The sequence below is a fragment of the Variovorax durovernensis genome (genome assembly GCF_977011995.1).
Genome location: NZ_CDRNCW010000001.1, coordinates 1,356,269 through 1,379,664 on the forward strand (window position 1 = coordinate 1,356,269; position 23,396 = coordinate 1,379,664).

Sequence of the window (23,396 nt, forward strand, 5' to 3'; positions counted from 1 at the left end):
GTCGAGCTAAATAGCCAGGAAACGGTTGTTGCGCGCCTCTCGATGCTATATTTGTAAGCTAGTTTTTACATCTGTCTCTTGAGCCGCTCCTTCAACCAACAACTCGATCAGCACGGCGCCTGGCGAAGCAATTTCGCCCGTCGGCTGCAGTGGCTGTCCCGCTGGCTGACCGAGAACGAGCTGCTCGACCAGGCGGTGGCTGAACGCCTGCGCGGGCTCGAGACGCAGATCCGCACCAGCAAGGTCATGGTCGCGTTCGTGGCGGAGTTTTCGCGCGGCAAGTCGGAGCTGATCAACGCCATCTTCTTTGCCGGCTACGGGCGGCGCATCATGCCCGCGAGCGCCGGCCGCACCACGATGTGCCCGACCGAGCTGGGCTACGACCCCGCGCTCGCGCCGAAGCTGCGGCTGCTGCCCATCGAGACCCGCCTGGAGCCGCACTCGCTCGCGCACTGGCGCGAGAAGCCCACGCGCTGGACTGAGATCGCGATTGACGTGGCCGATGCCGAACAGCTGGCGCAGGCCATGAGCAAGGTGGCCGAGGTGCGCTGGGTCGCCAAGGACGAAGCACGCACGCTTGGCTTCTGGGACGACGAGACGCCCGACGACAACCCGGTGCACGACGCCGAGGGCCGTGTCGAAATCCCACGCTGGCGCCATGCGGTGCTCAACATGCCCCATCCGCTGCTGGAGCAGGGGCTGGTGATTCTCGACACCCCCGGTCTGAACGCGATCGGTGCCGAACCCGAACTCACCGTGAGCCTGATACCGCAGGCGCACGCGGTCGTCTTCATCCTGGGCGCCGAGACCGGCGTGACGCGCTCCGACCTCTCGATCTGGCGCGAGCACCTGATCACCGAAGACGAAGGCAACAACACGCGCTTCGTGGTGCTCAACAAGATCGACACCATGTGGGACACGCTGAGCACCCCCGCGCAGATCGCCCAGCAGATCGAGCGCCAGCGCGAAAGCGCGGCCCGCCTGCTCGAGGTGCCGCTGGCGCAGGTGCTGCCGGTGTCCGCGCAGAAGGGCCTGCAGGCCAAGATCCAGCGCGACGTGCCCTTGCTCGACGCCAGCCGCCTGCCCGCGCTCGAAGCGCTGCTGGGCGAAGGCGTGCTCGGCAAGCGCGAGACCATGCTGCGGCTTGCGGTCGATGCCGGCATGAGTGCGCTGCGCGTCGAGGCCGAACGCATACTGAAGGTGCGCCAGCGCGACCTGTCAGAGCAGGCGCTCGAGCTGCAGGGGCTGCGCGGCAAGAATGTCTCGGTGATCCGCCACATGCGCGCGCGCATCGACCAGGAGCACGCCGAGTTCGAGGGCAGCAACACGCGCATCCTGGCGCTGCGTTCGGTGCAGGGCAAGCTGCTGCGCGAGGTGTATGCCGTCCTCGGCCGCACCGCGCTCAAGGCCGACATGGTGCGGCTGTCGGCCGCGCTCAAGCGCCCCGGCGTCAAGCTCAACGTGCGCAAGGTGTACGCGGAGACCTTCGACTCGCTGCGCAACAACCTGCGCGAAGTGCAGGCGACGACGGCAGAAATCCAGTCGATGCTGCACGCCACCTTCCGCCAGCTCAACGCCGAGCAGGGCTTCACGCTGCAAGCGCCGGCCGAGCCTGACCTTACCGGCTTCGAGCAGGAGCTCAGCCAGATCGAGCGCAGCCACATCCACTACCTCGGCGTGGGCAACCTGCTGAAGCTCGCGCAAGCCGATTTCTGCGACAAGCTCGTGCGTGCGCTGGCCAGCCGGCTGCGGCTGGTGAACGAAGCCGCGATGACCGAGGTCGAGCGCTGGAGCAAGGGCGCGAGCGCGCAGATCGATGCGCAGCTCAAGGAGCGCCGGCGCAACTTCAGCAAGCGCATCGAGGCCATCGAGCGCATCCAGAGCGCGGCGGGCAATCTCGACGAGCGGCTGATGGAGCTCGCCGCGCAGGAAAGCAACCTGGCCGAGCTTCATCTGCGGCTGCGCGAATTCACCACGCTCATCACCCAGCAGGCAAAGCCGCAGGCTGCGGCTGTCGCCGGCGAACTGCGTGCTGCCTGAGTCCCCCGACTTCGCCGCGCAGATCGTGGCCTGGCAGCGCAGCCACGGCCGCAGCCAACTGCCGTGGCAGAATACGCGCGACCCCTACCGCGTCTGGCTGTCGGAGGTGATGCTCCAGCAGACGCAGGTGTCGACGGTGCTCGGCTACTTCGCGCGTTTTCTCGAGCGCTTTCCGGACGTGAAGGCGCTGGCCGCCGGAACCGAAGACGAGGTATTCGGCCTCTGGAGCGGCCTGGGCTACTACAGCCGCGCGCGCAACATGCACCGCTGCGCGCAGGACGTCGTCGCGCGCTTCGGCGGCGAGTTTCCGCGGACGGCGGAAGAACTCGTGACCCTGCCCGGCATCGGCCGCTCCACGGCGGCGGCGATTGCCGCCTTCTGCTTCGGCGAGCGCGTGGCGATCCTCGACGGCAACGTGAAGCGCGTGCTGACGCGCGTACTCGGCTTTGGCGGCGACATGTCCTCGTCGTCGCAGGAGCGCGCCCTGTGGGATCTGGCGACGCAACTGCTGCCCGCCGCCGAACAGCGCGAAGCCATCGCGCACTACACGCAGGGGCTCATGGACCTCGGCGCCACGGTCTGCCTGCCGCGCAAGCCGAGCTGCATGATCTGCCCGGTCGACAAGCGCTGCGTGGGCCTGCGCGAAGGCGCGCCCGAGCGCTATCCGGTGAAGACGCGCAAGCTCAAGCGCAGCGCCCAGTCGCTCTGGCTGCTGCTGGCGCGCGATGCGCAGGGACGTGTGTGGCTGGAGAAGCGGCCGGCGAAGGGGATCTGGGCGGGGCTGCATTGCCTGCCCGTGTTCGACAGCCGCGACGACCTGCTCGCAGCGCTGCCGCCCGACGCGCAACGCGGCACTGAAGACCTGCCGGCCTTCGTGCATGTGCTGACCCACAAAGACCTTCACCTGCACCCGGTGCTGCTCGAAGGCGCCCAGCCGCTCGGCGAGGGCGCGCGCTGGGTCGAAGCGCAGGAGTGGAGCCGGCTGGGCCTGCCGGCCCCGGTGCGCAAGCTGCTGGAGAGCAGCGAGGCCCGATAGAAACCGTCAGTCAGTTCGCGTCGAGTTCGCGGTGCCGCTTGAGCGCACCCCAGCGGGCACCGAACGAACGCGCGAGCTGCTCGACCAGGAACACCGACCGGTGCTGCCCGCCGGTGCAGCCGATGGCCACCGTCACGTAGCTGCGGTGGTCGCGCGCCAGCGCATCGAGCCAGTGCGACAGGAACTGCTCGATGTCGTCGTACATGCGCGCCACGTCGTCATGCTCGCGCAGCCATTCGATCACCGGTTCGTCGCGGCCCGTGAGCGGGCGCAGCGCGGGCACATAGTGCGGGTTCGGCAGCATGCGCACATCGAACACGTAGTCGGCATCCAGCGGCACGCCGCGCTTGAAGGCGAACGACTCGAACACCAGCGTCAGTGCACTTTGCGGCGCCGAGATCAGCGACTTGATGTAGCTCTGCAGCTGCGCCGGCCGGATCAGGCTGGTGTCGATCACGTCGGCGCCGTCGCGCAGATCGGCCAGCAGTTCGCGTTCCAGCTCGATGGCCTGCATCAGCACGCGATGCTGCTCCGGCACGTCGGTGCGGCCTTCCTGCCGCGAGAGCGGATGGCGGCGGCGGGTTTCCGAATAGCGGCGCAGCAGCGCGTCGGTGGTGGCGTCGAGGAACAGCGAACGCAGCGAGATCCCGCCGTCGCGTCGCAGCGCCTCGAGCTGCTGCGGAACGATGGGCAGCGAGACGCCGCTGCGCACGTCCATGGCAATGGCCACGCGCGGCGTCTGCTGTTCGTGCTGTAGCGCGATGAACGCCGTCAGCAGCTCGGGCGGAAGGTTGTCGACGCAGTAGTAGCCCGCGTCTTCCAGCGCATGAAGGGCCACCGACTTGCCGGAGCCCGACATGCCGGTGATGAGGACCAGGTCGAGGTTCATGGCGTGGCCGCCGAAGTCTTGTGGCCCAGCATCTCCCGTGCGTGCGCTAGCGAAGTCTGCGAGACCTTCTCGCCGCCCAGCATGCGGGCGATTTCCTTGGCGCGGTTGTCTTCGTCCAGACGCGACACACCGCTCTCGGTGCGCGGGCCTTCCTTGCCGGCCGCCGCGGTCTGGCGCTTGGCCACCACGAGATGGTGGTCGGCGCACGCAGCCACTTGCGGCAGATGGGTGACGGCGAGCACCTGGCGGTCGCGGCCAAGCTGCTTCATGAGGCGCCCGACCGTCTCCGCGACGGCACCGCCGACGCCGGCATCCACTTCGTCGAAGATCAGCGTCTGCGCCGCGCCGAGCTGGCTGGTCGTCACGGCAATGGCCAGCGCGATGCGCGACAGCTCGCCGCCCGACGCCACCTTGCCGATGGCGCGCGGCGTGCTGCCGGTGTGGCCGGCCACGAGGAAAGCCACTTCTTCCAGGCCGGCGCGGCCGGGCTGCGCCAGCGGCTGCAGATCGACTTCGAAGCGCCCGCCCTGCATGCCCAGGCCCTGCATTGCCTCGGTGACGGCCTGCGCGAGGCGGGGTGCCGCCTGCTTGCGCGCCTTGCCGAGCGCCTTGGCTTCCTTCATGTAGGCCTGCTGTGCGCTCTGCTCGGCACGCTCCAGACCGTCGAGATCGCTTTGCGCATCCAGCGCCTGCAGCTCGGCTTGCCAGCCGGCCAGCAATGCCGGCAGGTCGGCCGGCGTGCGCTTGTAGCGGCGCGCGAGCGACATCCACAGGCCCATGCGCTCGTCCAGTTCGGCCAGGCTTTGCGGATCGGCTTCGGCGTCGCGCAGGTAGCCGTGCAGCGAATGGGCCGCGTCGGAGGCCTGTGCCACGCAGGAGGCCAGCACTTCGCCGAGGTTGCGGAATTCGGGTTCGATGTGTTCGCAGTTCTTCAGCAGCGTGGCCGCGCGCGAGAGCGCGGAGAGCGCGCCGTTGTCTTCGTCTTCCAGCGCCTGGCTGGCGCCCTGGGCCGCGTCGATCAGCGCCTGCGCGTTGGAAATGCGCGAATGGTTGGTCGACAGCTCTTCCCACTCGTCGACACCGGGCGCGAGCTTGGCGACCTCGGAAATCTGCCACTGCAGTCGCTCGCGCTCGCGCTGCAGCGAGTCTTGCGCCGAGCGCGCATGTTCGAGCGCGGAGAGGGCCTGCCGCCAGCCATGCCAGGCGGCGTCGAGTGCGTCGCTGCGCACGCCCGCATAGGCGTCGAGCAGGCCGCGTACGGCCTCGGGCCGGGTCAGGCTCTGCCAGGCGTGCTGGCCGTGGATGTCGAGCAGGCGGTCGCCGAGTTCGCGCAGCTGCGTGGCCGTGGCCGGGCTGCCGTTGATCCAGCCGCGGCTGCGGCCCTGCAGGTCGACAGTGCGGCGCAGCAGCAGCGCGTCGCCGGCTTCGAAGCCGCCTTCGTCGAGCCAGGCGGCCAGGGCCGGGTCGGCATCGAATTCGGCGCTCACGTCGAGCCGCTCTGCGCCTTCGCGCACCGCGCCGGCGTCGGCACGGTTGCCCAGCGCCAGCTGCAGCGCGTCGATCAGGATGGATTTGCCCGCGCCGGTTTCACCGGTCAATACCGTGAAGCCGCCGGACAGGTCGAGTTCGAGTGATCGCACGATCACGAAGTCGCGCAGTGCGATGCGTCGCAGCGCCATTCAGGAGCCTCCCTCGTTCCAATGAAGTTTCTTGCGCAGCGTGTCGAAATAGCTCCAGCCGCGCGGATGCAGGAAGCGCACGCGGAAGTCGGAGCGGCGCACCACCACGCGATCGCCGATCGCCAGCGAGGCGAGCGACTGCATGTCGAAATTGGCGCTGGCATCGCGCCCGCCCACCAGCTCGATGACGATCTCGTCGGCATCGGGCAGCAGCACCGGGCGGTTCGACAGCGTGTGCGGCGCGATCGGCACCAGCACCCAGCCCGGCACCGCCGGGTGCAGCAGCGGGCCGCCGGCCGACAGCGCGTAGGCGGTCGAGCCCGTGGGCGTTGCGATGATCAGGCCGTCGGCGCGCTGGTTGGCCACGAAATGCCGGCCGACCGACACGCGCAGCTCGACCATGCCGGAGGTGGCGCCGCGGTTGACGACCACGTCGTTCATGGCCAGTGCGTCGAACACCGAGGCGCCGTCGCGCATGACCCGCGCGTGCATCAGGCTGCGGTGGTCTTCCTCGTATTCGCCGGCCAGCATCGGGATCAGCGTGGCCTGGTAGTTGTCGAGCGGGATGTCGGTGATGAAGCCGAGGCGGCCGCGGTTGATGCCGATCAGCGGAATGCCGTAGCTGGCGAGCTGCCGTCCGATGCCGAGCATCGTGCCGTCGCCGCCGACCACCAGGCCGAGGTCGCAGCGCTGGCCGATTTCCTCGACCGACAGGGCCTCGTAGCGCGGATGGGCGGGAGCGTCGTCGGCGTCGTCCTCGCAGGTCGAGCGCTCGACGAACACCTTGCAGCCCTGGGATTCGAGAAAGGCGCCAATGCCTTCCATCACGCCGTCGCGCGCGTCGGCCTGCGCGCGGGCGCCGGAAGCCTGGTATTTGCCTATGAGGGCGACGTGACGGAAGCGAGAGGTCATATCTCACAAATTACAACACTAAAATCTTGCAATGCTGGACGACCGTGCCAAGTTGCTGCTCAAGACGCTCGTCGAGCGCTACATCGCCGACGGGCAACCCGTCGGCTCCCGCACGCTCTCGCGTTCTTCCGGGCTGGACCTGTCGCCCGCGACCATCCGCAACGTCATGTCCGACCTCGAGGCGCTGGGGCTGATCGCCAGCCCGCACACCTCGGCCGGCCGCATCCCGACGCATCGCGGCTATCGCCTGTTCGTCGACACCATGCTCACGGCCCAGCGCGAGCAGATGAGCCCGCCGGCGCTCGCGCCCGACCAGCCGCAGAAGGTGATTGCCAACGCGGCGCACCTGCTGTCGAACCTGTCGCAGTTCGTGGGGGTGGTGATGGCGCCGCGCCGGGCCTCGGTGTTCAAGCAGATCGAGTTCCTGCGGCTGTCCGACCGTCGCCTGCTGGTGATCATCGTGTCGCCCGACGGCGACGTGCAGAACCGGGTGATCTTTCCGGAGGCCGACTACTCGCAGTCGCAGCTGGTCGAGGCGTCCAACTACATCAACGCGAACTACGCTGGCCTGACGATCGAGCAGGTGCGCGATCGCCTGCAGTCCGAAGTCGAGAAGCTGCGCGGCGAGATCGCGGCGCTGATGCAGGCCGCCGTGCAGGTCAGCTCCGAGGTGCTCACGGAGGCGCAGGAAGACGACGTGGTGATTTCCGGCGAGCGCAACCTGCTCTCGGTAACCGACTTTTCCAGCGACATGGGGCAGCTGCGCCGCGCCTTCGAGCTTTTCGAGCAGAAGGCGCAGCTGATGCGGCTGCTCGACGTGTCGAGCAAGGCTGAGGGCGTGCGCATCTTCATCGGCGGCGAAAGCCAGGTGGTGCCGTTCGAGGAACTGTCCATCGTCAGCGCCAATTACGAGGTCGACGGGCAGGTGGTGGGCACTCTGGGCGTGATCGGGCCGACCCGCATGCCCTACGAACGCATGATCCAGATCGTCGATATCACGTCGCGTCTGGTGAGCAATGCGTTGAGCCATCGCAAATAGGCGCCGCGGCGCGAATAGAATCGTGGCGCGTGGGCCGTTAGCTCAGTTGGTTAGAGCAGCGGACTCATAATCCGTTGGTCGAGTGTTCAAGCCACTCACGGCCTACCACCATCCCCCGTATCTTCTGGATTCCGTGCCTCGCTATTTCAATAGCGCTGCTCCGCAATCCATGAACGTGCTCCGCAAATCAGCGGGGCGGCTTCGCCTTCCCCCGGCCTCTTGTCGATGCAGTCCGCCGCCATGGCCTCGGTCATGTGGCCGGGCAGGCCCTGCGCCTACCCGGGCTTTTTGGCCCGAAGCCGGTCTTGCTCGCCTTTGTCTTTCGCTGGCGACCGGGCGAGCGGCGCGTCTCGAACCGGGCGATTCGATGACAGGGCGTCATTGCTTGTGAGGCGGCCTCCAGCACAAAGGCTCGGGCGCTTGTCCGACTTTGAAACCCAGGGGGAGTAGTACTTTAGGTCGTCAAAATTCAAAAAGGCAGCCTGCTCCGCAGTCTGAAGACCAATAGTGCGTATCAAGAAGCTCGATAACCTGGCCGCCATCCGCGCGAAATTCGGGGTACCAGCACGCCGTGGTGGCGCAGTCGAAATCAATGGCCGGCGCGGTGTCATCACCGGGATGAGCGGGGATCTCGTGAAAGTGAAACTCCAGGGGACGGACGCTGGCCTGCCATTTCATCCGCACGAGATTACGTATCCCCAGTGTTGATCGGGGTTGTCGCAATGGTGGGCGCAAGCCTACAAATGGGCCGGACGAAGCGTGGAAAGATCCAAGGCAGGGAGCACTGAACACTGATACCTGCAAGCGGAATCTTGTGTGGAGGAATTTGCAATGCCGATGGATTTCCTGCGTCGCATTGAGGAGGCACCCTTTCCCCTCGCCGTTCTCGAGGAGGCTGACATTCATTGCGCGGCCGTGCTCGCCGCGGCGAACTTCATCGACGCGAATCTTCCGGTGCCTGGCGACCGTTCGAAACCCTCCGCCGTCATCCTGCGCATCACCCCGCAGGGTCGGGCAGAACTCAACCGGTTACGAAAGCAATGCACATGAAAAAGCCGCGTCGAGGGCGGCCGGGTGAATGCCGAGCTTCAACCCGTTCGCTCTAGGGGAAGCAGATCGGTGCCCAGCGTGCCCGGCTGGGCCGCAAGGTCCGACGCAAAGGTGAACGCCGGGCCCGCCCGGTGCTGCTTGACGTGGTACATCGCCCTGTCCGCCGCGCGCAGCAGCCGGGCCAGTGTGTCGCCGTCGTCCGGACGGCAGGCTATGCCCAGGCTCATGCCGACCGTGACGCTGCGGCCCTCGTACTCGATCGGCTGCGAGCCCGCCTCGATCATGCGCCGGGCCATGAGGCTCAGGGCCTCGCGTGAAGGCGTGCCGGGCACCAGCACCGCGAACTCGTCGCCGCCCAGCCTGGCAACCACGTCGTCCTTGCGCAATTGCTCGCGAAGCCGCTGCGCGATGGCGATCAGCACCTGGTCGCCGGCCGCGTGTCCGTGCGCGTCGTTCACGCCCTTGAAACCGTCCAGGTCGAGCAGCATCAGGGCGAACGGCTGGCCCTTGCCCAGCAATTCCTCGCCGCGGCTCTCGAAGCCGGCACGGCTGGCGGCGCCGGTCAGCGCGTCGGTGCCCAGGGCCTCCACCAGCTGCTGAGTGCGCGCGGTGAGCGCCTGTTCGGAGCGCAGCACCAGCTGCAGCCGCGAGCCCATGGCCACGGCGAAAACGATCAGCTCGGCCACCAGCGCGCCCTGCGACACGTTCATCTGGTTCGGTGCCCACTCGATCCATCCCCAGCTCGCGACCACGATGGCGCCGATGCCGGCCAGCAGCAGCGCCACGCCGAAGAAGTAGAGCACCGCCGGCCAGTAGCGCCGCCGCATCGCGATCAGCGCGCCGATCACCATCACCACGGTCGATGCAATCACCGAGATCTGCACCAGCCGGAACGTCATCAGCGGATGGGCGCCCCAGTTGGCATAGGGAATGGCCAGCGCGAGCGCGACCGTGAAGGCCTGCACCAGCCAGTCCAGCGGCGGCGCGAAGTGGCGCAGCCGCAGCAGCCGCCTGCCGAACTGCAGCTTGCAGATGGCCCACAGCGCCGGCCCGGCGGTGTAGGCGAAGCCGGCCGCCGCGGGCCAGTGCGCGAACGGGTAGCGCAAGGCGTGGCCGTTGATGCTGGCGAGGGCCAGCACGCCGCAGGCGCAAGACAGCATGTAGAAGCCGTACAGCCCCTCGCCGAACACCTTGAACAGGACCAGGCCGTACACCATCAGGCCGATCAGCACGCCGTAGGTCACGCCGTCGAACATGCGCTTGTCCTGCGTGGACTGCAGGTAGTCGGCCGGGTCCCAGACCGAAACGTCGTAGATGCGCGCGAATGTCGACTCGACCCGGAAGTACACGTTGTAGGTGCCCGGCCCGGGCAACCGGAAGCGCCAGGCCATCTGTTCGGACGCGGCCGGGCGGGTCGCCCAGGGGTAGCGCATGCCGGTGGTGACCGGGTCGGCCAGTGCGTGGCCGTCTTCGTCGTAGGGACCGTAGAAGCGCAGGTCATGCGTCGAGACCGTCGGCACCAGCATGAGCCACTCGCGCGAGGCGTCGGCGGGGTCGGCCAGCCGCATCTGCAGCTTGAACCAGAGCACGCGGTCGGATTCCTTGCCCCGCAGCGGATCGTCGGGGAAGGCGAATCTCGCTTCCTGCGGCGGCGTGCGCACCTGCTCGATGCCCAGCGACCGCGTCTTGTCCTCGAACACCTGCAGATGCTGCACGGCCGGCAGCCCGTTCGGCTGGTGCCGTATCTGCAGCGGCCCGCGCTGCGCATCACCGGCCGGCTGGGCGGCGGCGACGGCCGACAGGAACAGCGCGAGCGCGGCGGCCACCAGCAGGCGCCAGGCGCGGCGCGTGTCGGCGGTGCCGCATGGGAAGAGGCGGGACATCATGGGATGTGCGGCGGGAGGGGCGGGAAAAAAAGGCGGATTGTCGCCCGGGTGTGTATTTCCTGAGTTCTCCCGCGAGCCCCGACGCAAATGGACCAGCCACGATCCGCCCCCGCTCCAGGCGGCCCGGGCGCAACCCGTCAAGCCGGCGGTTTCTGCACCACGACGCCGTACCAGCCGAGCCCCCGGTAGCTCTCGTAGCCCGGCGTTGCGGCGAAAGACACGGTGGTGCTCCCGTCGGACGCGCGATAGAAACCGGTGCGCTGCCCCTGGGTCACCAGGCGGAACTGCTCGTTGAGCACGTCCGCCTTGTCCGAGCTCGCGATGATGCGGAACGTCGAGTCGACGATCATGCAGCGCGTGCGCCGCCATTCCTCGTCGCTGAGCCGCACGCCCTTGATGACCGCCGACGCCTGCGCGGCCCAGTCGAAGAAGATCACCAGGGCACCCAGCGGCCGGCCATCCACGGCGCCGCGCTCGCGGATCGCGGTGGCATACGTGGCGACATGCGCGTTCCCCAGCAGCGGCAAGGCTTCTATGTCGCCGGCCACGAAGTCCGCGCCTGAAGGCGTCTTCATCGCGTCCTTGAACCACCGCGCGCCTGCGATGTTGCGGCCGGTGGCCGAGTAGGCCTGCGGCCGGCCGTTCGCGACCACGGTGCCCGAGGCGTCCACGATCCACAGGTCGAGGTAGACGGTGTAGCTGTCCAGGATCACCGACAGCCGGCGCGACGCATGCTCGCGCGCCGGTGCGCCGCCATCGGCAAGGCACTCGACCACCGCGGAATCGGTCGCCCACCAGCGCACGTCGCACGAGCGCTCGTACAGGTTGCGATCGACGATGTCGATCATGTTCAGCGCGAGGTCCGTGCAGCGCTGCCCCTCGTGCGAACGCATCCGCTCGATCATGCTGTCGCCCAGGTCGGTGAGCTTCGACAGCGAGCCGGCGAGTTCCTTGTTGAGCGCGGTGGTGATGTCTGCGATGCGCGTCGACACCTGCTTGACCTGGTTGGCGACGACCGCGAAGCCCTTGCCCGCGTCGCCCGCACGCGCGGCCTCGATCAGCGCATTGAGCGCGAGGAAGGTGGTCTCCCGGTTGATGTCGTTGATGTCGGAGATTTTCCCGTTGGCAAGCTTCTTGACCTGATGGGTGAGTTCGACGATTTCCTGCGGATTCGACATGGCGTGGCCCTCGGGGTGGATAACAGGTTGTTTTCCACTGCCCAGCAAATATCGGGCCGGGGGCGTGCACTTTCCGATCATGGACAAATGCATCGAACTGCCGGGCAGCGACGCGGCGCCCACGGTGGTCCGGCGCGAGGCGCTGTTCTCCGAACCGGGCGAGCGCACCGCGACATCAGGCAAGGCCCCGACGGTGGCCTCTATCTGCTGACGGACGGCGAGCGGGCCCGCGTGGTGCGCGTGTCGCGCAGCGACGAGTCGCTCCGAGCGGCACCCGGCTTGTGCCGGGGCCCGGCACCGGCAGCTCCGGAAGTCTTTTCTGCCGCGGCCAGCGACCGCAGCCGCGAGGCATGCGCCAAGGCGGCGCCGCGCCGGTACAGGGCAAGAACCATCATGCCTTGCACGCGCGGTGACGCGGCCTCACACCGCTTGCCGCGAAGCCGGCACGGCGGCGGCCGAGGCGTCGCTCGCCACCAGCGAACGCGGCCGCATGTCGGTCCAGTTCGCCTCGATGAAGGCGCCGCAGGCCGCCCGGTCGGTCGCGGCCAGTGCCACGTCCCAGCCCGCGGGCACGGCGATGAAGGCCGGCCACAGCGAGTGCTGTCCTTCTGCATTGACCAGCACCATGAAGCTGGCGTCCTTGTCGTCGAACGGATTGCTCATTGTCGATTTCCTCTTGAAGGTTCAAGCCATGGCCGCCGGCTCCGCGGCCGCCTGCCGCAGGGCCGCCAGGGCCTCGGTGATTTCGGTCAGCGCGTGGTGCCGCGCGAAGTCTTCGCGCAATGCGTTTGCGCGCTGCCGGTAGGACGGATCGGCCAGCAGCTTGCGCACCGCGTCGCCGATCTGCCGCGCGCCGGGCTGGCCGTTGCCGAGATTGATGCCGGCGCCCGACCAGGCGACGCGCGCGGCGATCTCGGGCTTTTCCTCGGTGGTGCCGGCCACCACCAGCGGCACGCCCAGGCTCAGCGCATGGTTGACGGAGCCGTAGCCGCCGTTGGTCACCATCGCGTGCACCTTGGGCAATAGCCGGTCGTAGGGCAAAAACGGCAGCACGCGGGCATTGGCCGGAACCGCCATGTTCAGCGTTTCCGGCAACGGGCCGCCGGTGGTGGCGATGACCTGCACGTCCCGCGCGCCGGCCAGGGCCTGCAGCGTCGGGCCGATCAGCTGTGCCGGATCCTGGTTGGCCAGCGTGCCCTGCGTGACCAGCACGACCTTGCGGCCGTCGTCCAGTTCGTGCCACCAGCCGGGCGGCGTGAAGTCGCGGCTGGCGGGCGCGAGCAGCGGACCGACGAAGCGCACCGAAGCGGGCAGGTCGCTGCGCGGGTACTCGAACGCCGCCGATGTCAGCTGCAGGTAGAGGTCGGGCAGCGTGACCATCGCGTCGACGAAGAAGGACGGCAGCGCGGGCGAGCCCGCGCGCGCCAGCACCGTATTGAAGTAGCGCTGCACCTCGCCGAACATGGCGTGCTGCAGGTTGCCGTTCATCGCGCGGTTGCGCGCGCGTCCCTCCGGCGTGGACGACGGTGGCAGCGCGGTGCCGAAGAAGGCCGTGTCGCAGCTCGACAGCGGCAGCGCCGAGATGCCGATGGAAACGACCGCCGGGCGGTCTTCGCGCGCGCCGAGCAGCAGCGGAAAGGTGCCGCAGAACATGGTGTCGACCACGATGGCATCGGCTTCGAATTCGTCCAGGATGCCGCGCAGGCCCGCGTGCTGCGGCGCCATCGCGTCGGCAAAGAAATGCTTCAGCCCGAAGCACAGCCGCGCATGGCCGGCGGGCAGGCGCATGCGTTCGGGAAAGCGCCGGTCGAGTTCGCCATGCTCGAAGTCGATGGCGGGCGCGAAGGCGGTGAAGCCGGCGCCGGTGGCCTCTGCCTGCGCGCGGAACTGGCTGGCCGTGTGCACCCGCACTTCATGCCCGAGGCGCACCAGATGCTGCGCAATTGCCAGCATCGGCAGCACGTGCCCGGGCAAAGCGGTTGCGGCGATGAGGTAGCGTGCCATGCAAGCCCTCCTTTCTACGAAGCGCTGGTTTCCAGGGCACGGCGTGCCTTGGTGTCGATGCCGAGGTCGACGAAGTAGCGCTGCAGCAGCTCGCGGTCCACCGGACGGATGGTGGCGCCGATGGCTTCGAGCTGCGCATGCGTGGCCGCGCCGCTGACCTGCGGCGGCGTGGCCGAGGTGTCGTAGCGGTCCAGGATGGCCAGCACCGCGGCCAGGTCGCGGTCCTGGCCCACGGCCAGCCGCTGGTGGGCGCGCTGCAGCCAGGGCTCCAGGCCCACGGGTTCGAGGCGCAGGCCCAGCCGCTCGAAGACCGGCGGAATGTCGCGCACCCGCAGTTGAGCATTGCTCGTCAGGTGGAACACCTGGCCCCACGACGCCTGCTGGCCCGCGAGCCCGAGGATGGCGCGCGCCACGTCGTCCACCGGCGTCAGGTTCAGCGGCAGGTCCATGTCGGGAATCGCTTCCAGGTCGGCATAGAGGTGTGCCACGCGCCAGATCAGGTCGGCGGCGTTGCAGATCGCGTGGGTGTGGTCGCCGGTGACCGCGCCCAGCCGGTAGATGGCCACCGGCAGCCCGCGCGCCTGCGCCTGCCTGGCCAGCGCGTCGGCCACCCACTTGCTCTGGCTGTAGCCGTCGACCAGCCCGCGCCATGAGTCCAGCGCCGAGCTTTCGGTGACGGTGCCGCCCTGGTTGTTCTGGTCGATCACCGCCAGCGTGGAGACGTAGTGCATCACCTTGGGCCGGCCCTGCGCGGTCCATTCGAGCAAGGTGACAACGCTGTCCACGTTGGCCGCCTTCAGGCTCGCATAGGGATGCAGGAAGTCGACCTGCGCCGCGCAGTGGTAGATGGCGTCGCAGCCGTCGCGCACCAGTTGCACGGCGCTGTCGTCCAGTCCGAGTCGCGCCGCGCCCAGGTCGCCCGTGACCACCTTGATGCGCTCGTCGTCCCATACGGCGCTGAGCTGGCGCTGGGCCAGCGTGCGCTGCAGCTTGCGCCTGCCCGATGCCTCGTCCTCGGCCCGCACATGGCAGACCACGCGGGCCGAGGTGCCGCGCAGCAGCGCCGCCAGCAGATGGCTGCCTACGAAGCCGCTGGCACCGGTGAGGAACACGCGCTCCGGCTCGCGCGGCGGTGTCGTGCCCTGGCCGCGGATGTGGGGCGGCAGCTCGAGTTCGCGCGACAGGTCGAGGGCCTCGGCCGCGCCGCCGGCGTTGTCCAGCCATGCGGCGAGCTCGGCGACGGTCGGCCGGTTGTAGACCTCGGCATGCGGGAAGTCCGCGCGCAGCTTCTCGCGAATGCGCATGCCGAGCTGGATGGCCATCAGCGAGTGGCCGCCGAGTTCGAAGAAGTTGTCGTGAATGCCCACGCGCTCCACGCGCAGCGTCTCGGCCCAGAGCGCGGCCAGTGCTTCTTCGATCGGCGTTCGCGGTGCCGCATAGGGCGTGGCGACCTGCGTCTCGGGCGCGGGCAGCGCCTTGCGGTCGAGCTTGCCGCTCGCGTTCAACGGCAGCGCCGGCACGCTGACGAAGGCCGAGGGCACCATGTAGTCGGGCAATGCCTGTGCGAGGTGCGTGCGCAATTCGGCGTACCGGGGCTCGGCCCCGTCCGCCGCGACCACATAGGCCACGAGGCGCTTTTCGCCCGGCTCGTCCTCGCGTGCGATCACGGCTGTCTGAGCGATCCGCGGATGCTTCAGCAGCACCGATTCGATCTCGCCCGGCTCGATGCGCAGGCCGCGGATCTTCAGTTGCTGGTCGGCACGGCCCAGGAAGTCGAGGCTGCCGTCGGGCCGCCAGCGTGCCAGGTCGCCGGTGCGGTACATGCGGCTGCCGGGCTGCCCGAAGGGGTCGGCGACGAAGCGCTCGGCGCTGAGTACCGGGCGCTTCAGATAGCCCCGCGCCAGGCCCGCCCCCGCGACGTACAGCTCGCCGGCCACGCCGGCCGGCACCGGCTGCAGGCCGCTGTCGAGCACGTACATGCGCGTGTTCCATATTGGCCGGCCTATCGAAGGCTGTTCGCCGGGCTGCATCGGCGCGCTCATGCTCGCGCAGATGGTGATCTCCGTGGGGCCGTAGGCGTTGACCATGCGCCGGCCTTGCGACCATCGCGCGGCCAGCGCGGCCGGGCAGGCGTCGCCGCCCACCACCAGCGTGCGCAGGCGAGGGAACTCGCCTGCCGGCAAGGTCGCCAGCGCGGCGGGCGGAATCAATGCATGGCTCACCGCCTGCCGTTCGAGCAGCGCCGCGAGGTCCGTGCCCAGCAGCTGCCCGGCCGCCGGCACCACCAGCGCGGCACCGGCATGGAAGGCCATCAGCTGGTCCATCACCGAGGCATCGAAGCCGCAGGACGAGAACTGCAGCACGCGCGAATCCGGCGTGATCGCGAGCTGCTGCGACATGGCGGTGCCCAGGCTTTCCAGGCCCGCATGCGTTACCACCACGCCCTTGGGCACGCCGGTGGAGCCCGAGGTGTAGATGACGTAGGCCGCGTCCTGCGGGGCGGGCGTGGGCCTCTGCACCGGGTCGGTCTGCTGCTGGATTGCCAGTGCGGCCACGGTGGTGTCGCTGTCGAGTTCAAGGCAATGCGGCACATCGGCCAGTTGCGGCAGCATCGCGCCATGCGTCAGCACGGCAGCGGGCGCGGCCTCCTTGAACACGAAGGCGCTGCGCCCGGCCATGTGGGCAGGGTCGATCGGCAGGTAAGCCGCGCCGGCCTTCACGATGCCCAGGTGCGCCACCACAAGGTCGAGCGAACGAGGCAGCACAGTCGCGACGACGTCGCCAGCCTTGATGCCCCGCCCGCGCAGCAGATGCGCGAGGCGGTTGGCGCGCGCATTGAGTTCGGCATAGCCCACGATGGCATCGTCGAGCACCACCGCCGGCGCGCCGGGCTGCTTGACGGCATGCGCCTCGACCATGGCTGCCAGCGAGCGCTGCGGCAACACCAGCGTGGGCCCGCTCCACTCGGCCAGCAGGCGCCGTTCTTCCTCCGCGCCCAGGATCGGCAGGCTGCCCAACGCCGCGTCGGGCGCCTCGCAAGCCTCTTCGAGCAGGCGCACCAGCCGCGCCGCGATGGCCTCCACCGTGCCGCGTTCGAACAGGTCGGTGCTGTACTGGATGCCGCCGGCAATGCCGCCCGGCAGGCCATCGGTGCCGCGCTGCTCGCCGAGGATGAACGACAGGTCGAACTTCGCGGTGTCGATGGCCACCGGCTGCGGCGTGATCGACAGGCCCGGCAGGCTGAACGACAGCCGGCTGCTGTTCTGGAAGCCCAGCATGACCTGGAACAGCGGCAGGTTGGCGCGCGAGCGGCCGGGCCGCAGCAGCTCCACCAGGCGGTCGTAGGGGAACTCCTGGTTCGCATAGGCAGCCAGGTTGGTGCCGCGCACCCGCGCCACCAGCTCGCGCAGGCCGGGCTGGCCCGAGGTGTCGGTGCGCAGCACCAGCGTGTTGACGAAGCAGCCGATCAGGTCGTCGAGCGCGTGGTCGCTGCGCCCGGCCACCGGGCTGCCGATGACGATGTCGTCGCCCGCGCCCAGCCGGCTCAGCAGGCCCGCCAGCGCGGCCTGCAGCACCATGAAGACGCTGGCCTGTCCGTCGCGCGCCAGCTGCAGCATGCGTTCGTGCACGCGCGGCGGAATCTGCAGCGCCACCACGTCGCCGCGATGGCTGGGCGCGAGCGGGCGCGGATGGTCGGTGGGCAATGCCAGCTGTTCGGGCAGCGCGTCCAGGGTCTCGCGCCAGAACGCGCGCTGGCGGCCGGCCATGCTGTCGGGGTCGTCCTCGCTGCCCAGCAGCTCCTGCTGCCACAGCGCGTAGTCGGCGTATTGCAGCGGCAGCGGCTGCCAGCCGGGAGCCTGGCCGTCGCGGCGTGCGGCATAGGCAACGCTGAGGTCGCGCGCCAGCGGCAGCAGCGAAGCGCCATCGCCGGCGATGTGGTGCGTCAGCAGAAGCAGCACGTGCTCGTCGTCGGCCAGCCTGAACACATGCACGCGCAGCGGCGCGGTGCTGCACAGATCGAAGCCGTGGCCCGCTGCCGCATGCAGCTGGGCGGCGATCTCGTCCTCGCTGCTGTCGGCCTCGGCCACCACCGGACGCGCGCTCGCGCCATCGAGGATGTGCTGGTACGGCCGCCCCGCCTCGGTCGGGTAGATGGTGCGCAGGCTTTCGTGGCGCTGCACCAGGTCGTCCAGCGCCGCATGCAGCGCCGCGCGGTCGAGCAGGCCCGACAGCCGCAGCGCCAGCGGCATGTTGTAGGCCGGATTGGCGCTGTCGAGCTGGTTCATCAGCCACAGGCGGTGCTGCGCGAACGACAGCGGAATGCGCGCGGGCCTCGGCATCGGCGTGAGGCTGGGGCGTGCCACCGCCGCCTGGTCGAGGAGTTCCGCGAGGCCCGCGATGGTGGAGACCTGGAACAGGGTGTCCAGTGGCAGGTCGATCATGAACTGCTGCCGGATCATCGAGATCAGCTGCACGATCATCAGCGAGTGGCCGCCCAGCTCGAAGAAGTTGTCGTGGATGCCCACGCGCTGCAGGTGCAGTGTTTCGGCCCAGAGCGCGGCCAGCGTTCGTTCGGTCGGCGTGCGCGGCGCTGCATAGGGCGTGGCCGCCTGCAGCTCGGGCGCGGGCAGCGCCTTGCGGTCCAGCTTGCCGCTCGGCCCCACCGGCAGTGCCGGCACTGTGACGAAGGCCGAGGGCACCATGTAGTCGGGCACTGCCTGCGCGAGATGAGCGCGAAGATCGGCCGGCTGCGGGTCGGCATCGGCAACCGCCACCACGTACGCCACCAGGCGCTTTTCGCCCGGCACGTCTTCGCGCGCGATCACCGCCGCCTGCGCGATGTGCGGATGCTCCAGCAGCACCGCTTCGATCTCGCCCGGCTCGATGCGCAGCCCGCGGATCTTCAGTTGCTGGTCGGCCCGGCCCAGGAAGTCGAGGCTGCCGTCGGCACGCCAGCTGGCAAGGTCGCCGGTGCGGTACATGCGGCTGCCGGGCTCGCCGTGGGGGTTGGCGACGAAGCGTTCCGCGCTCAGCACCGGCCGTTTCAGGTAGCCGCGCGCCAGGCCCGTGCCCGCGATGTACAGCTCGCCTGTGACGCCGGCAGGCACCGGCTGCAGGCCGCTGTCGAGCACATGCATCTGCGTGTTCCAGATCGGCCGGCCGATGGGCACGCGCTCCGCCCTGTTTTCAGCGGACGTGTCGGGCTGGCATTGCCACGAGGTGACGTCGACTGCCGCCTCGGTCGGCCCGTACAGGTTGTGCAGCTCGCAGGACAGCCGTTGCTGGAACTGCGATTGCAGCGCGGGCGACAGGGCCTCGCCGCTGCAGATCACCCGTCGCAGCGAGGTGCATGCGCGGGCCGAGGGTTCGAGCAAGAACACTTCCAGCATCGAAGGCACGAAGTGCGCGGTGGTGATGCCTTCGCGCGCGATCAGCCCTGCGAGGTAGGCCGCGTCCTTGTGCCCGCCGGGCTTTGCCAGCACCAGCGTGGCGCCGTCGATCAGCGGCCAGAAGAATTCCCACACCGACACGTCGAAGCTCGACGGTGTCTTCTGCAGCACGCGGTCGTCTGCCTGCAGGCCGTAGCGGTGCTGCATCCAGCGCAGCCTGTTGACGATGGCGCGATGCGACACCACCGCGCCCTTCGGCGTTCCGGTCGAGCCGGAGGTGTAGATCACATAGGCCGGGTGCGAGGGATCGATCGCAACGCCGGGTGCGGTGTCGGCGCAATTCTCCAGATCGGCAATCGTTTGCGGTGCGTCGAGCAGAAGAACCGAGGCATGGTCCGGCAATGCCTCCGTCAGCGACGTGGTGGTGACAAGGCACACCGGCTGCGCATCGGCGAGCATGAAGGCGATGCGGTCCGGTGGAAAGTCCGGGTCGACCGGCAGATATGCGGCGCCGGTCTTCAGCACCGCCAGCAGCGCGACCATCAGGTCCAGCGAACGCGGCACGGCCAGCGCCACGGTTTGCTCAGGGCCCGCGCCGCGCGCGCGCAGCAGGTGCGCCAGTCGATTGGCGCGCCGGTCCAGTTCGCCGCGGCTCAGCGCCGCATCTTCGAAGCGCAGCGCGATGCCTTGCGCGTCGTGCGCGAGGCCGCTCTCGATCAGGGCCGTGAGGCTGGTCTCCGTCTGCGGATGGCCGGTGTCGTTCCAGCCCACCAGCAGTTGCCTGCGCTCGTCGGCGCTCAGCAGGTCGACATGGCCGACGGCCTGCTCCGGCTGCTCGATGACGGCGGCCATGAAGGCGAGCAGCCGGCGCTGGTGATCGGCCAGCGCCTGCGCCGTGTACAGCGCGGGATTGGCGTCGAAGTCGATCTGCAGGTCCTGGCCGTTGCCGCGCTCGTACAGGAAGATGCCCAGGTCTTCTGCGGTGCCGTTGGACAGGTTGCGCAGGCGGGCCGCATGGCCGCCGAAACGCAGGTCGTAGTCGAAGGGCTCGACGTTGACCACGGTGGTGAACAGCTGCCGGTTGTTGACCAGCATGTTCAGGTCGTTGCGCAGGTACTCGTAGCGGTACGACTGGTGCCGCAGCAACTGGCGCATCTGCCGGCCCACTTCGCGGATCAACTCGGGCATCGGCAGCTGCGCGCGCATTGCAAGGCGCAGCGGCAGGGCGTTGGCCACCATCGCGGGCACGCGGCGCATGCGCTCGTTGTGGCGCGCGGTCACCGGGATGCCGATCACCATGTCCTCGATGCCGGTGGCGCGGTACAGGTAGGCGGCGGTAACGGCGATCAGTATCTGCGGCAGCGTGCTGCCAAGTTGCTGCGCGATGCCCTGCAGCGCCTGCACGCGCGCCGCCGGCAGGTAAGCGGTCTGCCTCAGCAGCCCGCCGATGTTCACCGAGCGGCGCGACGCCAGGCTCAGCGGATCGGGCGCATCGGCGAAGCGTTCCATCCAGTACTGGCGGTCGCGCGGGAAGCGGCCCGACTCCCGGTATGCGTTGTCTTCCAGCGCCAGCTGCGAGAGCGGCGCGAAGCTGGAGTCTTCGGCAACCGCGGTGCCGTCGAGCCGCGCGTTGTAGATGTCCGCGAAGCGCCGCGCGATCAGCCCGCCGCCGAAGCCGTCCAGCACGATGTGGTGGCTGCGGTGATACCAGACGTGCCTGTCCGGCGCGATGCGGATCAGCGCGGACAGCCACAGCTGCCCCTGCGCCATGTCGATGCCGCGGGTGAAGTCCGCGTGCATCCACGCCTGCGCCGCGGCGGCGGCATCGCTTTCGTGGCTGAAGTCGAGATAGGGAATCTCGCGCGTGGCGGGCGGCGCCACGATCTGCCGCGGACCGTGCTCGGTGTCGACGAAACGCAGGCGCGTGGCCTCCGCTTCGTCGACTATCTGCTGCATGGCCGCGAGGAACACGACCGGATCGACCGGGCCGTCGATCTCGATGGCTTCGGCCAGATTGAAGTTGGTGTCGGGCGAGGCGAACCTGGCACCGAGCCACATGGCCATCTGGCCGGAAGTGAGAGCGGATGCGTTGCCCAGGGGATCGACCGTACGCATGAATTCCTCCATGTATTGAATGACGCGGCAGCGATCGGCACGCGCTTGGAAACAAGCGCGAATCAATCGTTAACTGCGATTCAATGTACAAGCCGTTGCAACAATTTCAGCGACAGTTTTTTGGGCAAGAACATTTCACGATGAGCTTTGAGAAAGAAAGATTTCATCGAGAAGTGCACGCCTGATTCGTGTCACCGAAATCCGAAGGCTTTAGTCGTATTCCGAAGGAGCAATCCGGAGAGCGCGATGTTGCGATGCAGCAACTTCAACTCCAAACAGTAGGGGCATCCGGCTGATGCCCGCGTCGCGTCGCTCAGTCGACCCTGATGTTGCGCGCACGAACCAGGGCACTCACCCGGCTCGTCTCGTCCTGCACGAACCTGGCGAATGCCTCCGGCGTGGTCCCCGCGGGTTCGAGGCCGAGCTGCAGCAGCTTCTGGCGCACCGTGGGATCGTTGACCGCCGCCTGTACCGCCTTGCCGAGCTTCTGCACGATGTCGGGCGGCGCGCCCTTCGGAAGGAACACGCCGTTCCACTCGACCACGTTGTAGCCCGGCAGGCCCGACTCGCCGAGCGTCGGCGTGTCGGGCAGGGCCGGCACGCGTCGGGTGGAGCTCACGGCCAGCGCGCGCAGCTTGCCCGACTTCACGTAGCTGAGGGTGGAGGCCACGTTGCCGAAGTACGCCGACACCTGCCCGCCCATCAGGTCGGTGAGCGCGGGTGCGCCGCCCTTGTAGGGCACGTGCATCAGGTTGACCTTGGCCTGCTCGTTCAGCGCCTCGCCCGCAAGATGCGAGCCGGTGCCGCCGCCCGCCGATGCGAAGCTCAGCTTGCCGGGGTTCTTGCGCGCGAAGTCCAGGAACTCGGCCACGGTCTTGTAGGGCGCGTTCTCCGGCACCACCAGGATCTGCGGCGCGGTGGCCACCAGCGACACCGGGATGAAGTCTTTCGTCGCATCGAAGGGCAGCTTGCGCAGCGACGGGTTCACCGAGAACGCCGAGGCGTCGTAGAGCACCGTGTAGCCGTCGCCCGCCGCCTTGGACACGTTGTCGGCGCCGATCACGCCGCCCGCGCCGGGCCTGTTGTCGATGACGATCTGCTGGCCCAGTGCCGCGCTCATCTGCTGCGCGACGATGCGCGCGGTGTTGTCCGCGCCGCCGCCAGCCGCGTAGGGCACGACCATGCGGATCGGCTTGTCGGGCCACGCGGCCCAGCCCACCAGGGGCGCGCAGGCGGCGATGGCCGCGATCGTCTTCAGGACGCGTGTTGTCTTCTTCATGCCGATGTCTCGATGTTTGCAGTTCAGGAAAAGTCGTAGAGCCGCGCCGGGTTGTCGACCAGCACGCGGCGGCGCACGGCTTCGTCGGGCACCCATAGGCCCAGCAGGTCGAACAACTGCGCGTCGTCGGGCTTGGCGTCGCGCTCGGTGGGGTGGGGCCAGTCGCTGCCCCACACCATGCGCTCCGGCGCATGCCGCACCCAGGCCTGGGCGATGCCGGTGGTGTCGGCGTAGCCGCCTTCGGCGCCCAGCTTGGAATCGAGGTAGGCGCCGGACAGCTTGATCCAGGTGCGGCGGTTGTCCAGCAGCCGGCGCACGACCGCGAAGGCGGGGTGCGCCTGCGCATCCGGCAACGCAAGCCGCGCGAGGTGGTCGAGGACGATGGTGCAGGGCAGCCGTTCGAGCAGGGCCGCGTGTTCGGCGATCTGGTCGGCGCTCCAGTGCAGTTGCACATGCCAGCCGAGCGCGTGCACGCGGTGCGCGAGCGGCTCGACCATGGAGAAATCGGTGGTCGCGTGGGTCGGCGTGTACAGCGTGAACCGGATGCCGCGGATGCCGCCCGCGTGCAGCCGCGCGAGTTCGTCGTCGCTCACCTCGGGGCGCACGACAGCCACGCCCCGCGTACTCGAAGCGCCGAGCGCGCGAATGGCCGCGAGCGTCACGCTGTTGTCCGTGCCGTGGATGCGCGGCTGCACGACGACGGTGCGCTGGGTGCCGATGCGCTGCTGCAGCAGGCGGTAGTCGTCGGCGGTGGCGTCGTCGACCATCGCATCGGGCGGCGCGTGCAGCGCGAAGCGGCGGTCATAGACATGCATGTGCGCATCGCAGGCGCCTTCCGGTGCGCTGTGTTCGGGCCGCTGCGTGCCGCTGCTGTTGGGGCAGACGCTCTCGAGGCGCAT

General features: G+C 68.8%; 16 protein-coding genes and 1 tRNA gene. 6 read left to right on the forward strand and 11 right to left on the reverse strand.

What is annotated here, in order from left to right; all coding sequences use genetic code 11:
- Positions 1-78 precede the first annotated feature (78 nt).
- Together ACWV14_RS06375 and mutY are read left to right on the forward strand one after the other, a co-directional pair.
- Complete coding sequence (locus ACWV14_RS06375; RefSeq protein WP_454907654.1) at positions 79-2,040, forward strand: dynamin family protein; 1,962 nt, start codon at positions 79-81, stop codon at positions 2,038-2,040.
- Positions 2,030-3,076 carry an A/G-specific adenine glycosylase gene (gene mutY, locus ACWV14_RS06380; protein ID WP_454907653.1) on the forward strand — a complete coding sequence of 349 codons (1,047 nt, stop codon included), beginning with the start codon at positions 2,030-2,032 and terminating at the stop codon, positions 3,074-3,076. The genes ACWV14_RS06375 and mutY overlap by 11 nt, the downstream gene beginning before the upstream one ends.
- A gap of 10 nt (positions 3,077-3,086) precedes the next feature.
- On the opposite strand, the gene rapZ is transcribed toward mutY, so the two are convergent.
- From rapZ to ACWV14_RS06395, 3 genes are read right to left on the reverse strand one after another with little or no spacing between them, the layout of a single operon-like run.
- Positions 3,087-3,965, reverse strand: coding sequence for an RNase adapter RapZ (rapZ, locus tag ACWV14_RS06385; RefSeq protein ID WP_422085161.1), 879 nt, complete (start codon positions 3,963-3,965; stop codon positions 3,087-3,089).
- Positions 3,962-5,644, reverse strand: coding sequence for a DNA repair protein RecN (recN, locus tag ACWV14_RS06390; RefSeq protein WP_454907652.1), 1,683 nt, complete (start codon positions 5,642-5,644; stop codon positions 3,962-3,964). Before recN ends, rapZ begins: the two co-directional genes overlap by 4 nt.
- On the reverse strand, positions 5,645-6,556 hold the full coding sequence (locus tag ACWV14_RS06395; protein ID WP_106936924.1) for an NAD kinase: 912 nt from the start codon (positions 6,554-6,556) through the stop codon (positions 5,645-5,647).
- Between the two features lie 31 nt (positions 6,557-6,587).
- On the opposite strand from ACWV14_RS06395, the gene hrcA reads away from it, so the two are divergent.
- Together hrcA and ACWV14_RS06405 are read left to right on the forward strand one after the other, a co-directional pair.
- Positions 6,588-7,595 (forward strand): heat-inducible transcriptional repressor HrcA, encoded by a 1,008-nt coding sequence (hrcA, locus tag ACWV14_RS06400; protein ID WP_454907651.1) that lies wholly within the window; start codon positions 6,588-6,590, stop codon positions 7,593-7,595.
- A gap of 31 nt (positions 7,596-7,626) precedes the next feature.
- Positions 7,627-7,703: transfer RNA gene (locus ACWV14_RS06405), tRNA-Ile, on the forward strand.
- A gap of 354 nt (positions 7,704-8,057) precedes the next feature.
- Here the strand turns inward: ACWV14_RS06405 and ACWV14_RS06410 are convergent.
- Positions 8,058-8,273 (reverse strand): hypothetical protein, encoded by a 216-nt coding sequence (locus ACWV14_RS06410; protein WP_454907650.1) that lies wholly within the window; start codon positions 8,271-8,273, stop codon positions 8,058-8,060.
- A gap of 153 nt (positions 8,274-8,426) precedes the next feature.
- On the opposite strand from ACWV14_RS06410, the gene ACWV14_RS06415 reads away from it, so the two are divergent.
- On the forward strand, positions 8,427-8,645 hold the full coding sequence (locus tag ACWV14_RS06415; RefSeq protein ID WP_422085190.1) for a hypothetical protein: 219 nt from the start codon (positions 8,427-8,429) through the stop codon (positions 8,643-8,645).
- Positions 8,646-8,683: 38 nt separating this feature from the next.
- Here the strand turns inward: ACWV14_RS06415 and ACWV14_RS06420 are convergent, their stop codons facing one another.
- Together ACWV14_RS06420 and ACWV14_RS06425 are read right to left on the reverse strand one after the other, a co-directional pair.
- Positions 8,684-10,531 (reverse strand): diguanylate cyclase domain-containing protein, encoded by a 1,848-nt coding sequence (locus ACWV14_RS06420; RefSeq protein ID WP_454907649.1) that lies wholly within the window; start codon positions 10,529-10,531, stop codon positions 8,684-8,686.
- Positions 10,532-10,668: 137 nt separating this feature from the next.
- Complete coding sequence (locus ACWV14_RS06425) at positions 10,669-11,709, reverse strand: methyl-accepting chemotaxis protein (protein ID WP_454907648.1); 1,041 nt, start codon at positions 11,707-11,709, stop codon at positions 10,669-10,671.
- 79 nt (positions 11,710-11,788) lie between these two features.
- On the opposite strand from ACWV14_RS06425, the gene ACWV14_RS06430 reads away from it, so the two are divergent.
- Entirely contained in the window at positions 11,789-11,920 is a 132-nt protein-coding gene (locus tag ACWV14_RS06430; RefSeq protein ID WP_454907647.1) for a hypothetical protein, read from the forward strand.
- Positions 11,921-12,129: 209 nt separating this feature from the next.
- Here the strand turns inward: ACWV14_RS06430 and ACWV14_RS06435 are convergent, their stop codons facing one another.
- From ACWV14_RS06435 to ACWV14_RS06455, 5 genes are all read right to left on the reverse strand, one after another.
- Complete coding sequence (locus ACWV14_RS06435; RefSeq protein WP_454907646.1) at positions 12,130-12,372, reverse strand: MbtH family protein; 243 nt, start codon at positions 12,370-12,372, stop codon at positions 12,130-12,132.
- Between the two features lie 21 nt (positions 12,373-12,393).
- Positions 12,394-13,713 carry a glycosyltransferase gene (locus tag ACWV14_RS06440; RefSeq protein ID WP_454907645.1) on the reverse strand — a complete coding sequence of 440 codons (1,320 nt, stop codon included), beginning with the start codon at positions 13,711-13,713 and terminating at the stop codon, positions 12,394-12,396.
- A 14-nt stretch (positions 13,714-13,727) separates the two neighbouring features.
- Positions 13,728-21,218: an amino acid adenylation domain-containing protein gene (locus ACWV14_RS06445; protein WP_454907644.1), complete on the reverse strand. Its 7,491-nt coding sequence runs from the start codon at positions 21,216-21,218 to the stop codon at positions 13,728-13,730.
- A 313-nt stretch (positions 21,219-21,531) separates the two neighbouring features.
- Positions 21,532-22,497, reverse strand: coding sequence for a Bug family tripartite tricarboxylate transporter substrate binding protein (locus ACWV14_RS06450; RefSeq protein ID WP_454907643.1), 966 nt, complete (start codon positions 22,495-22,497; stop codon positions 21,532-21,534).
- 23 nt (positions 22,498-22,520) lie between these two features.
- A complete protein-coding gene (locus ACWV14_RS06455; RefSeq protein WP_454907642.1) occupies positions 22,521-23,396 on the reverse strand; it encodes an amidohydrolase family protein in 876 nt (291 codons plus the stop codon).

What these genes read in the sequence shown, in the direction of transcription:
- ACWV14_RS06430 (WP_454907647.1), top strand. Translation starts at nt 11,789, where the DNA reads ATGGACAAATGCATCGAACTGCCGGGCAGCGACGCGGCGCCCACGGTG.
- ACWV14_RS06395 (WP_106936924.1), bottom strand. Translation starts at nt 6,556, where the DNA reads ATGACCTCTCGCTTCCGTCACGTCGCCCTCATAGGCAAATACCAGGCT.
- rapZ (WP_422085161.1), bottom strand. Translation starts at nt 3,965, where the DNA reads ATGAACCTCGACCTGGTCCTCATCACCGGCATGTCGGGCTCCGGCAAG.
- ACWV14_RS06435 (WP_454907646.1), bottom strand. Translation starts at nt 12,372, where the DNA reads ATGAGCAATCCGTTCGACGACAAGGACGCCAGCTTCATGGTGCTGGTC.
- hrcA (WP_454907651.1), top strand. Translation starts at nt 6,588, where the DNA reads ATGCTGGACGACCGTGCCAAGTTGCTGCTCAAGACGCTCGTCGAGCGC.
- ACWV14_RS06450 (WP_454907643.1), bottom strand. Translation starts at nt 22,497, where the DNA reads ATGAAGAAGACAACACGCGTCCTGAAGACGATCGCGGCCATCGCCGCC.
- ACWV14_RS06410 (WP_454907650.1), bottom strand. Translation starts at nt 8,273, where the DNA reads ATGAAATGGCAGGCCAGCGTCCGTCCCCTGGAGTTTCACTTTCACGAG.
- ACWV14_RS06440 (WP_454907645.1), bottom strand. Translation starts at nt 13,713, where the DNA reads ATGGCACGCTACCTCATCGCCGCAACCGCTTTGCCCGGGCACGTGCTG.
- ACWV14_RS06455 (WP_454907642.1), bottom strand. Translation starts at nt 23,396, where the DNA reads ATGCGCCTCGAGAGCGTCTGCCCCAACAGCAGCGGCACGCAGCGGCCC.
- recN (WP_454907652.1), bottom strand. Translation starts at nt 5,644, where the DNA reads ATGGCGCTGCGACGCATCGCACTGCGCGACTTCGTGATCGTGCGATCA.
- ACWV14_RS06445 (WP_454907644.1), bottom strand. Translation starts at nt 21,218, where the DNA reads ATGCGTACGGTCGATCCCCTGGGCAACGCATCCGCTCTCACTTCCGGC.
- ACWV14_RS06420 (WP_454907649.1), bottom strand. Translation starts at nt 10,531, where the DNA reads ATGATGTCCCGCCTCTTCCCATGCGGCACCGCCGACACGCGCCGCGCC.
- ACWV14_RS06415 (WP_422085190.1), top strand. Translation starts at nt 8,427, where the DNA reads ATGCCGATGGATTTCCTGCGTCGCATTGAGGAGGCACCCTTTCCCCTC.
- ACWV14_RS06425 (WP_454907648.1), bottom strand. Translation starts at nt 11,709, where the DNA reads ATGTCGAATCCGCAGGAAATCGTCGAACTCACCCATCAGGTCAAGAAG.